Origin of the sequence: Dyella sedimenti (genome assembly GCF_022760995.1) — a bacterium.
Classification (GTDB): Bacteria; Pseudomonadota; Gammaproteobacteria; order Xanthomonadales; family Rhodanobacteraceae; genus Dyella; species Dyella sedimenti.
In genome coordinates this window covers 170455-184185 of sequence record NZ_JAKWJO010000001.1, presented here as the reverse complement: position 1 = coordinate 184185, position 13731 = coordinate 170455, and the positions used below count along the sequence as shown (strand labels likewise).

The window sequence follows — 13731 nt, the reverse complement described above, 5'->3', positions numbered from 1 at the left end:
TCTCTGCCATCCCGAGCCGGATTGGTTGCGGTTTTCGACCATGGTCGGCTTGCCCGGTGCGCCGCACGGCGCACACCATGGCCCGGTCCTTGAGCGGGGAGCGCCCATGAACACGACGAACGACGGTCGTCTGGCCCACGCCGCCTTGCGCAGCGCCGCCTGGTCGGAGCGCTGGTTCCCTGATGCCTGGGTCTTCGCCGCGCTGGGCGTGGTGCTCGTCGCGCTGGCGGCGCTGGCCTTCGGTGCCACGCCCGCGACGGCCGTGAACGCGTTCGGCGACGGTTTCTGGAGCCTGATTCCCTTCACCATGCAGATGGCCTTCGTGGTGATCGGCGGCTACGTGGTGGCCACCGCGCCGGTGGTGGCGCGCTTTATCGAATGGCTGGCGCGCGTGCCGCGCACGGGGCGCGGCGCGATCTGCTACGTCGGCCTGGTGAGCATGCTCGCCTCGCTGCTCTCCTGGGGCTTCTCGCTGGTATTCGGCGGCCTGCTGGTGCGCGCGCTGGCCCGGCGCGAGGCGTTGCGCATGGACTACCGCGCCGCGGGCGCCGCCGCCTACCTGGGACTGGGCGCGGTGTGGGCGATGGGCCTGTCCTCCTCGGCGGCGCAATTGCAGGCCAACCCCAAAAGCATGCCGCCCGGCCTGGTCAACATCACCGGCATACTGCCCTTCAGCCAGACGATCTTCCTGTGGCAATCATTGGCGCTGACCGGCGTGCTGATCGTGGCATCCCTGCTGGTCTGCTGGTTCACCGCGCCCTCCGCGGGGAACGCGCGCACCGCGCAGGACTTCGGCGTGACGGAGACGGCCACGCCCGCCTTGCCGCCGCGCCAGCGCCCCGGCGAATGGCTGGAATACAGTCCGTTGCTCACCGTGCTGATCGGCGCCATGGGCCTGGGCTGGCTGGGCTATGCATTCGCCACCCAACCGATGGTGACCGCCATCGCCAACCTCAATACCTACAACTTCCTGTTCCTTACCGTGGGACTGCTGCTGCACTGGCGGCCGCGCAGTTTTCTCAACGCGGTGTCGCGTGCGGTGCCGAGCACGGCGGGCGTGCTGATCCAGTTCCCGTTGTACGGCGGCATTGCCTCTTTGTTGACGCATGCCCCGGGCCCCGATGGCCTAGCACTGGCACACCGGCTGTCGGGCCTGTTCGTTCGTATCGCCTCCACCGACACCTTCGCGCTGGTGATGGGCGCGTATTCGGCCATCCTCGGCTTCTTCGTGCCTTCCGGCGGCGGCAAGTGGCTGGTGGAAGCGCCGTACGTGATGCAGGCGGCCAACGACCTGCACGTGCACCTGGGCTGGGCCGTGCAGGTCTACAACGCGGCCGAGGCGCTACCCAACCTGATCAATCCGTTCTGGATGCTGCCATTGCTGGGCGTGCTGGGATTGAAGGCGCGCGACGTGGTGGGCTTCACCTTCATCCAGTTGCTGGTGCACGTGCCGCTGGTGCTGGGGCTGCTATGGGCACTGGGGTTGACGCTGGCGTATGTACCGCCGGTGATGCCTTAACCTCGTCGCGCACAGGGTGCGCTCCCACAGGCTCGCCATGACCATGTGGGAGCGCACCCTGTGCGCGACAATGCCTTGCCTACAACTCCCGCAAGGCCGTGGTCACCGGCAGCCGCGCCGCGCGCACCGCCGGATACAGGCCGCCGATGAAGCCGATGGCGAGTGCCCATTTCAGGCCGGTCCACAGCAGCGCGGGCGTCACCCTCAACTCGAAGCTCAGCTTGCCGACCGTGCCCGCCGCCAGCGTGGAGGCGCTGTAGCCGTTGAAGATCAGCCAGGCGAGCAAGCCGCCGACAAGACCGCCAACCAGCGCCAGCAGCATGGTCTCCAGCATCACCGCCACCACCACCGGCAGGCCGCGGAAGCCGATGGCGCGCAGGGTGGCGATTTCCCGCGCACGCGCCGCCACCGCGGCGAACATGGTATTGAGCGCGCCGAACATCGCGCCGATGGCCATGATGATGCCCACGGTGATGCCGATGATGCGGATCACCTTGGTCATGCCCTCCGATTGCTTGTTGAAGTAGTCGAGGGTGGTGCTGACATCCACCTTCAGCTGGGGATTGCCGTCGAGTTCGGCCTTGAAGGCATCGTAGGCCTTGGGATCGGTCAGCTTCACCACCACCGATCCCCGGCTGCTGCCGCGTCGGTAGGTGTCGGCCACCACGCTGGCGTCGGCCCAGACTTCCGAATCCATCGCATCGCCCGAGGCGAAGATGCCCACCACGTTCCACTGCTGGTTGCCCAGGCGGATGCCGCGGCCCGGCTCCAGGCCGGCGAACTGCCTGGCCGCGCCCTTGCCCACGATCAGCTCGCGCATGCCCGGCTGGAAGTTGCGGCCCTGGATGATCTTCACGTTGGGGCGCACCGCCCAGGCCTGCTCGCCGACGCCGCGCAACTGCACGCTGCCTTCGTCGTCCGCGCTGCCGCCCTTGAGCGGCAGGTTGGCCGCGACCACCAGTTCCGGCGAGGCGACCGGCTGGCCCTTGGCGTCCCTGGCGATGCCCGGCGCTTGCGGGATCAGCACCACGCTGTCGTGGTCGAGCACGGACATGACCTCCGACGCCGAGGAACCACGCATCACGATGGCGGTGTCGGCGCTGCCGCTCTTGCGCAGGGTTTCGGCATAGCCCTCGCCCATCGCAAGCAAGGCGACGAGCACGCCCACCACGCCGGCGATGCCGATCACGATGACCGCGGACGAACCCAGCCGCTGCCCGAGCGTGCTGATGCCCACGCGCGTCACCGAGGCCGCCTGGCGCCCGCGGCGGGTGAACAGCATCCATGCGGCGAGCAGCAGCGCGAGCACGGCCATGCCTTGCCACGGCAGCATGATCCACGCGACAAGCACCACGACGATGAAGGCCAGCAGGGCGATATTGATGAGTATGTTCATGGCGTGATCCTCAGCGTCCGGCCAATGCATCGACGATGTTCAGGCGCATGGCGCGCAGCGCCGGCAAGGCGCCGACCAGCAGGCCGATGGCGACCATCAGCAGCAATCCCAGCACCCAGCTGTTGCCGCCCACGCCACCCAGGTTGAGCATGCCGCCGCTACCCGCGGCGACGGCGGGGATGATCGCGGTCGCCAGCCCCAGTCCTACCACGCCGCCGATCAGCAACAACAGCACCGACTCGGCCAGCACGATGCCCAGCACCGCATGGTTGGAGAAGCCGATGGTCTTGAGCACCGCCAGTTCGCTGGTGCGCTCGCGCACGGCCTGCATCATGGTGTTGCCCGAGAGCAACAGCAGGGTGAAGAACACCGCGCCCATGATGGAGCCGACGATCAGCCCGATATCGGCCAGCTGCTTCATCCAGTTGGCGGTGGCGGCCTGCTCGGTCTGCGTGCGCGTCTCGTGGTCGGAATTGGCCGATAGCGCGTCGATGGCCTTGGCCACGCGGTCAGCTTGGTTCACGTCGGCCACGCGCGTCACGTACCAACCCACCTGGCCGCGGTTGAACGGCGTGGTCTCGTCGAAGTATTTCCAGTGCAGCAACAGCAACTGGTCGTAGAAGCCGCCGGCCTGCTTGTCCTTCGAGTGCATGATGCCGGCGATGTCGAAGGTCCAGTTCTTGTCGCCCTGGCGGTTGGGGAAGATGGTCGATTGCAGCGGGATCTTGTCGCCCACCTTCCAGTGGAAGCGCTGCGCCAGCTTCTCGCCCACCAGCACGCCGGTGCGCGTATCGTCGAAGGCCTTTCGCTCGGCCGCGCTCACCTCGATCTCCGGATAGAGATCGATGTAGTTCGGCTCCACCGCAAAGCTGAACACGGCATTGTGCGGATCCTGATAGGCGCCGCCGAACCAGTTGGCGTAGGTCACCATCTTCACGCCCGGCACCTGCGCGATCTGCGCCTCCAGCGATTGCGGCAGGGTCTGGATGAAGGAAAGCCGCGAGCCGGTCTGCAGGCGCTGCGCGCCGTTGGCGCTTTGCCCGGCCTGGTCGAACGAGGTGCGCACCGCGTCGAGCATGCCGAACAGCAGGAACGCCGCGGCGATCGACACCAGGGTGAGGATGGTACGCGCCTTGCGCCGGAACAGCGCGGCCCAGATGAGATGAAGGTATTTCATCACCGCCTCCCTCAGGCCAGCGCCTGTTCGACCAGGGTGCCCTTGTCCAGGTGCAGGGTGTGGTTGGCGTACTCGGCCGCCTTGGGATCGTGCGTGACCATCACGATGGTCTTGCCGTGCTCGCGGTTGAGCACGCGCAGCAGGCCGAGCACTTCCTCGGCGGACTGGCGGTCCAGGTCACCGGTGGGCTCGTCGCACACCAGCAGGGTCGGATCGGAGACGATCGCGCGGGCGATCGCCACGCGCTGCTGCTGGCCGCCGGAAAGTTCGCCGGGCTTGTGCGTGGCACGGTCGGCCAGGCCCACCAGTTGCAGCGCGATGCCCGCGTTCTTGCGCCGTTGCGCCGCCGACAGTTTGGTCAAGAGCAACGGCAATTCCACGTTGCGCTGCGCCGATAGCATCGGCATCAGGTTGTAGAACTGGAACACGAAGCCGACATGCGAGGCGCGCCACTTCGCCAGCGCGCCGCCGCCGAGCTGGTCCAGCCGTTGGCCGGCCACGGTGATGGTGCCGCCGGTGGGCGTGTCCAGGCCGCCGATCAGGTTGAGCAAGGTGGTCTTGCCCGAGCCCGAAGGGCCCATCAGCGCGAGGAAATCGCCTTCGCCGATGTCCAGGTTGATGTGGTGCAGCACTTCCACCTTCTGCCTGCCGCGCTCGTACACCTTGGAAAGGTTGCGGGTTTCGATCAGCGTGCTCATGCATATGCTCCCGAATCGTTGACGCGTCCGGCCCATCGCCAGGCGCCCGATCATCTGTCGCGGATGGATGGCCGGCTCACTCCTTCGGCTTGGCCACCCGCATGCCGTCCTTCAGCGATGCCGGTGGCGATGCCACCACGCCCTCGCCCGGCTCCACGCCGGATGGCAACAGCCGCAGTTCTCCCTGGATGGCGGCCGAGGGCGTCACCACGCGTTGCCGGACGCGGTTTCCCTCCATCACGAACACCACGCTGCGGCCATCGCGCTGCACGATGGCCGCCGCCGGCACCAGCACGCCTTTCGGCGCGGCCGCCGCTTGCGTCGCCGTGGCTTTCTGTTCCAGGAAGGAGACGCGCACGCCCATGTCGGGCACGATGCGCGCATCCTTCTGTTCCAGCGCCACGCGCACTTTTACCGTCGCCTTGCCACGGTCGGCGGCGGGCACGATGGCGATCACGTGCGCGGGGATGCGCCAGTCCGGATAGGCATCGAGCACCGCCTCGGCCGGCATGTCCGGTTTCACGCGGCCGATATAGGCCTCGTTGACGTCCACGTCCACTTCCAGCGAATCCATGTCCACCACGGTGCCGATGCCGGTGCGGGTGAAGCCGCCGCCCGCGGAGAATGGCGACACGATTTCGCCGACCTGCGCGTCCTTGGTGGTGATCACGCCGTCGAACGGCGCGTGGATCACGCAGTAATCGAAGTTGACCTGCGCCTCGACCACCTGCGCGTCGGCGGATGCGGCAACGCGTTGCTGCGACAGCAGCTGCGCGCGCGTGCTGTCGACCAGGGTGCGCGCCTGCTCGGCGTCCTGCCTGGCGATCAAGCCCTTGGCGGCCAGCGTCTCGGCGCGCACGGCATCGCGCTGGTTCTGCGCCAGCTGCGCCTGGTACTGGCTGACCAGCGCGTGCGCCGCGGCGGCCTGGGTACGGGCCGCCTCCAGCGCGGCCCGGTACTGAGCATCGTCGAGCCTGGCCACGATCTGGCCCTGCTTCACCCGGTCGCCCTCTTCGATCAATACCTGGGTCAGGGTACCGGTGATCTGCGCCGACACCGTGGCCTGCCGCCTCGCGGTGACATAGCCGGTGGCCTGCAGCACGGCGCCCGCGCTGGCCGCCGAGGCCGCCGGCTGGGCTAGCGCCATCCGCACCTCGACTGGACCCGAACCGGCCAGCCACCATGCGCCAAGGCCCGCCACCACCAGCACCGCCAGCACCACGGCAGCGATCCATGGCCACCGCCCTGGTCCCTGGCCATGATCCTCGCGCTGGTGTTTCTCGATGCGCAGTTCCTTCAGAAGATCCGCATTCGCCACACGCGCTCCCTGCCGGCCCCCGCCGGTTCCACGTTGGTGTCCACGATGCGTGAGCGGCCCCGCCCCCGCCAGAAGCCCCCATCAGCCATCGGCGGTGACAGCTGTCACCCCGCTGGCCGGCCCGGTTGTACTCGCAAGCCGGGGGCGAAAAAAGCTGACGCGGCAACTGAGTGTCACGGAGTGCTAACCTTGGCGGCCTATGTCCTACGCCATTACGCCACCGCCCCAGCCCAGCCTGCCCATCATGGGCAGCGACCAGCGCTTCCCGGTCCGCCGCATCTTCTGCATCGGGCGCAACTACGCCGAGCATGCCCGCGAGATGGGCGCCGCCGTCGACAAGGACACCCCGCTGTTCTTCTGCAAGCCGGCCGACGCTGTGGTCACCGATGGCGCCGACGTGCCCTATCCCCAGGCCACCAATGACCTGCACCATGAGGTGGAAATGGTGGTCGCGCTGGGCGCGGGCGGGCGCGATATCCCGATCGACCGGGCAGCCTCGCTGGTGTGGGGCTACGGCGTGGGGCTGGACCTGACCCGCCGCGACCTGCAGGCCGTGGCCAAGGCCAAGAGCCATCCCTGGGATGTGGCCAAGGGCTTCGACCATTCCGCGCCGGTGTCGGCCCTGCGCCCCGCATCCCAGGTGAGGCTGGATGACGATACCGCGCTCAGCCTTTCCGTCAATGGCGAGCCACGCCAGCAGGGCCGGCTGGGCGACATGGTGCACGGCGTGGCCGAGATCATCGCCATCCTGTCCGGCCTGTTCGAGCTGAAGGCCGGCGACCTGATCTTCACGGGCACCCCGGCCGGCGTCGCCGCGATCCACCGGGGCGACCGCTTCCATGCCGAACTGGCCGGCGTGGCCACGCTGGAAGGCCGCGTCGTCTAAGAGCCTGTCCGGGCTCGCCCCGGTCCACACGCGATCTTGAAGACACTGAACGCAAGGCGGACATCCGCCTGCGCGGGCCGGCCATCGGCCCTCACCACCTGTCGCAGCAGGCATCCGCTGCGCTAGAGTTCCATCGCCATCCAGCCCAGGGAGTGAAGCATGAGCATCATCAAAGAGTTCAAGGAATTCGCCATGCGCGGCAACGTCATCGACCTGGCGGTCGGTGTGGTCATCGGTGGCGCGTTCGGCAAGATCGTCACTTCGCTGGTGGACCAGATCATCATGCCCCCCATCGGCCTGCTCACCGGCGGCATCGACTTCTCGCAGATGAAGTGGGTAATCAAGCCCGCCGACAACAGCGACCCGGCGCACAAGGTGGCCGAGGTGGCCATCGGCTACGGCACCTTCATCAACACCCTGATCCAGTTCCTCATCATCGCCTTCGCGATCTTCATCGTGGTCAAGGCCATCAACAAGCTCACCCGCCGCCAGGAAGCCGCGCCGCCGCCGCCGCCGGCGGACGTGGTGCTGCTGACCGAGATCCGCGACCTGCTGAAGAAGTGATGGGACGGGGAGATGGAGGGATGGGGGAAAGGCCGCCTCCATCGCCCGCCCCCAATCCCCTCCCGTGACTTCCGGCCTAAGCGGCTGGCCTTCGGTACGCGATAATCCCGGGCTTCCGCCCAAGGAGTCCGCCATGCGCCTGTCGCCTTCCCTGCTCACCGCCAGCCTGATGCTCGCCATCGGCACGGCCAGCGCCGCCACCCCGACCACCATTCCCGCCGCGGCCGTAAAGACGGCCGAACAGTTGCGCGACAAGGCGATGAACGACGACACGGGCTACCGGATCGTGTCGTCGCTGACCACGGAAGTGGGCCCGCGACTGGCCGGCAGCCCGGCCGACGCGCGCGGCCGCGAGTGGGCCATCGCCAAGCTCAAGGCGCTGGGCTTCGACAAGGTCTATACCGAGGAAGTCAGCTATCCGTTGTGGCAGCGGCGCGGCGAGCACGCCGAGATCGTGGCGCCGTTCGCGCAGCCGCTGGACCTGACCGCGCTGGGCTATTCGGCCGGCACGCCCAAGGGCGGCCTCACCGCGCAGGTGGTCCGCTTCGACAGCCTCGATGCGCTCAAGAAGGCCGACCCGGCCAGCGTGAAGGGCCGGATCGTGTATGTCGATGCGCGCATGCAGCGCACCAAGGACGGCCATGACTATGGGATGGGCTCGGCCATCCGCACGGGTGGCCCGGTGATCGCGGCGAAGATGGGCGCCGCGGCCTTCCTGCTGCGCTCGGCCGGCACCGACGCCAACAGCCGCACGCCGCATACCGGCGTCACCGGCTTCAAGGATCCGAAGGATGCCATCCCCGCCGCCGCCCTTTCCAACCCCGATGCCGATCAGCTCACCCGCGTGCTCGCCTACGGCAAGCCAGTGACGGTCAAGCTCGATCTCGACTGCGGCTTCGCCGGCACCTACCAGGGCGCCAACGTGATCGGCGAAATAACCGGCAAGAAATACCCGGACCAGGTAGTGGCCGTCGGCGGCCATCTCGACTCGTGGGACCCGGGCACGGGCGCCATCGACGACGGCGCCGGCGTGGCCATCGCCATGGCCGCCGGCAAGCTTATCCATGACCTGCCGCAGCGCCCCGACCGCACCATCCGTGTGATTGCCTTCGCCAACGAGGAAATGGGCCTGTGGGGCGGCCGCGCCTATGCCGAGAAGCATGCCAGCGAAGTGGCCAGGTTCCAGTTGGGCACCGAGTCCGACTTCGGCGCGCGCAAGATCTGGCGCATGAGCGCCAGCGTGAAGCCGGAAGCGCGCGGCGCCATCGGGCAGATCGCCAAGGTAGTCGAACCGATCGGCGTGGCCTATGACGCCACGATGCCCGGCGGCGGCGGCTCGGACCTGTCGCAGATGCATGCCAAGGGCATGGCCGCGCTATCGCTGACCCAGGACGGCACCGACTACTTCGACTACCACCACTCCGCCAACGACACGCTGGACAAGATCGACCCCAGGGAACTGGCGCAGAACGTGGCCGTCTATGCAGCGTTCTCGTACATGGCCGCCCAGGCCGACGGCGACTTCGGCTCGGCCCCGGGCGCCTTCGCGGGCGACGGCGCTGAGGATTGAATCGTCTCCCATGGCAGAGGGCGGCCGACCGGCTGCCCTTGCACCCTGTAGGAGCGCACCCTATGCGCGACTAACCTAACGACGCACCTTGCGGTCGCGCACAGGGTGCGCTCCTACAGGGGGTGTTGCTGGGCCTTGACTGGAGTCCGCCTGCGCGAGAAGCGCTCGTTCAAGCGGTTGAGGTAGAGGTAGATCACCGGCGTCAGGTACAGGGTCAGCACCTGCGATACCAGTAGGCCGCCGACCACCGCCAGGCCCAGTGGACGTCGCGTCTCCGCGCCCGCGCCCAGGCCCAGTGCGATCGGCAGGGTGCCGGCGAACGCGGCCATGGTGGTCATCATGATCGGGCGGAAGCGCACGTGGCAGGCCTCGACGATGGCCAGGGCCGGCGCCATGCCCTCGTTGCGCTGCTTCTCCAGCGCGAAGTCGATCATCATGATCGCGTTCTTCTTCACGATGCCGATCAGCATCACGATGCCGACGAAGGAGAACAGGTCCAGCGGCGCGCGGAAGATCATCAGCGTCAGCAGCGCGCCCACGCCCGCCGAGGGCAGGCCCGAGAGAATGGTCAGCGGGTGGATGAAGCTCTCGTACAGGATGCCCAGCACCAGGTAGATCACGAACAGCGCCATCACCAGCAGCAGGCCCATGCCCTGCATCGAATCCTGGAAGGCCTGCGCCGTACCCTGCACACTGCCGGTGATCGATGGCGGCAGGTTCAGCTGCTTCATGGCGCCGTCGATGCGCGCCACCGCATCGCTCAGGCTCACGCCCGGCGCCAGGTTGAACGACACCGTCACCGCGGGGATCTGGCCCTGGTGGTTTACCGTGAGCGCCTGCGGCTTGCGCTCGAAGTTCGCTACCGCGTTGAGCGGCACCAGCGCACCGCTGTCGGAGGTGACGTAGATCTGCGAGAGCACGTCCGGGTCGTTCTGCAAGGCGTAGTACACCTGCAGGATCACCCAGTATTGCGAGGTGGAGCCGTAGATGGTGGAGATCTGGTTGGCGCCGAAGGCCGAACCCAGCGCGGATTGCACCTGGTTCATGGTCAGGCCCAGGGTGGCGAGCTTGTCGCGGTCGACGTCGACCACCACCGACGGGCCGTTGAGGTCCAGGTCGCTGGTGACATCCTGGAAGCCCGGCAGCTTGCCGAAGGCATCGATGACCTTGCCCGACCAGTCGTACAACGCGGCGGTATCGATCGACTGCAGCGTGTACTGGTACTGCGCCTTGGACTGGCGCCCGCCGATCTGGATCGCCGGCGGATTCTGGATATAGGCGCGGATGCCCGGCACCTGTGCGAACTTCCCGCGCAGCTCCTGGATGATGCCGTTGGGATCGAGCTCGCGTTCGCTGGCGGGCTTGAGCCGCAACAGCAGCGAACCGTTGTTGGTGGTGGTGCGCGCGCCGCCCGCGCCCACCGAGGACATATAGGCCTCGATGTTGGGATCGGCCGCCACGATCTTCGCCAACTCCTGCTGGCGCGCGGCCATGCCGGCCACCGAGATATCGTCCGGCCCTTCCACGTTGACGTTGAGCTGGCCCGAATCACCGGCGGGAATGAAGTCCTTGTCCACCACCACGAACAGCAAGCCGGTCGCCAGCAAGCTGCCCAGGAAAGCGGCCATGATGATGCGCGGATGGCTCACCGCTGCATTGAGCGTGTTCACATAGCTATGGCGTATGCGCTCGAACCCGGCATCGAACCATTGCACGACGCGCGCTTTCTTATCGTGTTCCACATGGCGCAGGAAGCGGCTGCACAGCATCGGCGTCAGGGTGATGGAGACGAAGCCGGAAATCAGGATCGCCACGCTCAGCGTCACCGCGAACTCGTGGAACAGCCGCCCGACGATGCCGCCCATGAACATCACTGGCAGGAATACCGCCACCAGCGACAGCGTCATGGAGAAGATGGTGAAGCCGATCTCGCTGGCGCCCTTGAGCGAAGCCTCGTAGGGATCTATGCCCTGCTCCACGTGGCGCACGATGTTCTCCAGCATCACGATGGCGTCGTCCACCACGAAGCCCACCACCAGGGTCAGCGCCAGCAGCGAGAGGTTGTCCAGGCTGTAGCCCAGCGCGAACATCGCGCCGAAGGTGCCCACGATGGAGACCGGCAGCGCCAGGCCGGGGATCAACGTGGCCGAGGCGTTGCCCAGGAACAGGTAGATCACCAGCACCACCAGCACGCCGGCCAGCAGCAGGGTGAATTGCACGTCCTCCACCGAGGCGCGGATCGACTCGGAGCGGTCGTACAGCACCGCCAGCTTGATCGAGGGCGGCAGCGTCGCCTCGAAGGTGGGCAGCACCTCGCGGATGCGGTCAATGGTGGCCACCGTGTTGGAGCCGGGCTGGCGCTGGATGGCCAGGATGATCCCGCGTTCGCCGTTGTACCAGCTCGCGGTCTGGTCGTTCTGCACGCTGTCCTCGGCGCGGCCGAGATCGGACAGGTGCACCGGCGCGCCGTTGCGATAGGCCACGATGATGGCGTTGTAGAGGTTGGCGCGCTGCAACTGGCCGTCCGAGCGGATCTGCAGCAGCTGGCGGCTGCCGTTGAGCGAACCGGTGGCGAGGTTCACGTTGGCCTTGGCCACGGCATCCTGCACCGTATCGATGCCGATGCCGCTGGCCGCCAGCTTCTGCGGATCGACGCTGATGCGCACGGCGTATTTCTGCGAACCGTAGACGTTCACCTGGGCCACGCCATCGATCATCGACAGGCGCTGTGCCAGCTGGGTTTCCGCGTAATCGTCCACCACCGACAGCGGCTGCGTCCTGGAGCGCAGGGTCAGGAACAGGATCGGCGCATCGGCCGGGTTCACCTTGCGGAAGGTCGGCGGCGTGGGCATGTTGGTGGGCAGCTGGCGCTGCGCGGCGGAGATCGCCGCCTGCACGTCCTGCGCCGCGCCGTCGATGCTGCGGTCCAGTTCGAAGGTGAGCGTGATCGAGGTCGAGCCCAGCGCGCTGGTCGAAGTCATCGACTGGATGCCGGCGATGGTGGACAGCTGGTTTTCCAGCGGCGTGGCCACCGCGGTCGCCATGGTCTCCGGTGCCGCGCCCGGCAGGCTGGCATTGACCGTGATGGTGGGAAAATCGACGTTGGGCAGCTCGTTCACCGGCAGCTTGGGATAGGCCGCGATGCCGAACACCAGCAGCGCGACCATCAGCAGCGTGGTCATCACCGGCCGCTGGATGCAAAGGGCAGGCAGGTTCATGCGCTAGGCCCCGTCGCCGTCGGCGACCACGCGCACGCGGGCGCCATCCACCAGCAGCATCTGGCCGTCGGTGACGACGCGCTCGCTGCCGGTGAGTCCCTTCTCGATCACCACGTGCGGTCCACTGCTGGGACCGGCCGTGACCATGCGCTGCTGCACCGTGCCGTCGGCGTTGGCGACGAACACGAAGCTGCCCAGCGGCGAGTTCTGCAATGCCACCGCCGGCACGGTCACCACGTCGCTCAGGCGCGTGGTAGGCAGCAGCACTTCGACGAACTGGCCCGGCGTCAATTGCGCGTCATCGTTGTGATAGCGCGCCTTGAGCTGGATGGTGCCGGTGGTGGTGTCCACCGCGTTGTTGATGAACTCCAGCTCAGCCTGCATCGGCGCCGACCTGGCGCCGGGAATGCTCGCCGTGACCGGCACCTTGCCGCGCGCCATGCTCGACTTGATGCCTGCCAGTCCCGTTTCCGGGATCGCGAAGGTGATGCGGATGGGGCGGATCTGGTTGAGCACCACCACCGAGGTATCGTTCGCTGTCAGCTGGGCGCCTGGATATACCAGCGGCGCGCCGGCAAGGCTATCGAATGGCGCCTGGATGCGTGCATAGCCCAGCTGCGTGCGCGCCAGTTCGACGGCGGCCCGGTCGGCCTGCACCATCGCCGTGTAGATGCCTTCGTTGGCCTTGTAGGTGTCGTAGTCCGACTGCGATACGTAGCCCTTGCCCAGCAGCGGCTGGTAGCGCTTGAGCATGGTCCGCGCGTTGTCCAGCTGCGCCTGGTCCTTGGCAAGGTTGCCCAGCGCCTGGTCGAGCTGCGCCTGCAGCAGGCTGGGATCGATGCGGATGATGGTGTCGCCGGCTTTTACCTGGCCGCCCGGCGTGAACAGCAGTTCCTGCAGCTGGCCGCTGACGCGCGCCTGCACGTTGACGGTGGAGAAAGCCTCGGCGCGGCCGATCACCTTGAGGGTGAGATCGAGGTCGCCACGGTGCGCGCTGGCGATCTTTACCGGAACCTCCGGCGGCGTCGCCGGTATCCTGGCCGAGGCGCGCTCCCTGCCACGGTACAGCGGTACGGCTACCACGGTCGCGATGACGACCGCCGCGAGCAGCCACCATTTCTTGCGGGACATCTGCTGCATGACTTCTCCGACCATCCATCGGCGCGGCACGATTTCACCCGCCGCGATCGCTACGCCGCGAGTGCAGCCTGCACCGCTCCAACGGTGCGTCTCATGGGCATTGTGCGGCAGGCCGCATCGATAACCCGCACGACCGACAGCACTTGGCAAACGCTTTATCTTGCGGCAAGCATTTTCCTGCGCATAGCCGCCAGGTCATGCGGAAGACGTCCAGCCGGCTGGACGCCCGCCGTTGTCATGCATGC

The 13731-nt window shown here is 67.3% G+C and carries 10 protein-coding genes; 4 read left to right on the top strand and 6 right to left on the bottom strand.

Annotated features, from left to right (window positions below):
- Window positions 1-106: 106 nt before the first annotated feature.
- A complete protein-coding gene (locus MJ605_RS00875) occupies window positions 107-1519 on the top strand; it encodes a short-chain fatty acid transporter (RefSeq protein ID WP_243038970.1) in 1413 nt (470 codons plus the stop codon).
- 79 nt (window positions 1520-1598) lie between these two features.
- Here MJ605_RS00875 and MJ605_RS00870 read toward each other — a convergent pair whose 3' ends face one another.
- The 4 genes from MJ605_RS00870 to MJ605_RS00855 form a co-directional block, all read right to left on the bottom strand.
- Window positions 1599-2915: an ABC transporter permease gene (locus tag MJ605_RS00870; protein WP_243038969.1), complete on the bottom strand. Its 1317-nt coding sequence runs from the start codon at window positions 2913-2915 to the stop codon at window positions 1599-1601.
- Window positions 2916-2925: 10 nt separating this feature from the next.
- Entirely contained in the window at window positions 2926-4092 is a 1167-nt protein-coding gene (locus MJ605_RS00865; protein ID WP_243038968.1) for an ABC transporter permease, read from the bottom strand.
- Between the two features lie 11 nt (window positions 4093-4103).
- On the bottom strand, window positions 4104-4790 hold the full coding sequence (locus MJ605_RS00860) for an ABC transporter ATP-binding protein (protein WP_243038967.1): 687 nt from the start codon (window positions 4788-4790) through the stop codon (window positions 4104-4106).
- 76 nt (window positions 4791-4866) lie between these two features.
- Entirely contained in the window at window positions 4867-6108 is a 1242-nt protein-coding gene (locus tag MJ605_RS00855) for an efflux RND transporter periplasmic adaptor subunit (RefSeq protein ID WP_243038966.1), read from the bottom strand.
- 199 nt (window positions 6109-6307) lie between these two features.
- On the opposite strand from MJ605_RS00855, the gene MJ605_RS00850 reads away from it, so the two are divergent.
- From MJ605_RS00850 to MJ605_RS00840, 3 genes are all read left to right on the top strand, one after another.
- Window positions 6308-6994, top strand: coding sequence for a fumarylacetoacetate hydrolase family protein (locus MJ605_RS00850; protein ID WP_243038965.1), 687 nt, complete (start codon window positions 6308-6310; stop codon window positions 6992-6994).
- 159 nt (window positions 6995-7153) lie between these two features.
- Window positions 7154-7558 carry a large-conductance mechanosensitive channel protein MscL gene (gene mscL / locus MJ605_RS00845; protein WP_243038964.1) on the top strand — a complete coding sequence of 135 codons (405 nt, stop codon included), beginning with the start codon at window positions 7154-7156 and terminating at the stop codon, window positions 7556-7558.
- A gap of 133 nt (window positions 7559-7691) precedes the next feature.
- A complete protein-coding gene (locus MJ605_RS00840) occupies window positions 7692-9128 on the top strand; it encodes a M20/M25/M40 family metallo-hydrolase (RefSeq protein WP_243038963.1) in 1437 nt (478 codons plus the stop codon).
- Between the two features lie 113 nt (window positions 9129-9241).
- Here MJ605_RS00840 and MJ605_RS00835 read toward each other — a convergent pair whose 3' ends face one another.
- Window positions 9242-12346: an efflux RND transporter permease subunit gene (locus tag MJ605_RS00835; protein ID WP_243038962.1), complete on the bottom strand. Its 3105-nt coding sequence runs from the start codon at window positions 12344-12346 to the stop codon at window positions 9242-9244.
- 3 nt (window positions 12347-12349) lie between these two features.
- Window positions 12350-13486, bottom strand: coding sequence for an efflux RND transporter periplasmic adaptor subunit (locus MJ605_RS00830; protein ID WP_345779504.1), 1137 nt, complete (start codon window positions 13484-13486; stop codon window positions 12350-12352).
- Window positions 13487-13731: the final 245 nt, after the last annotated feature.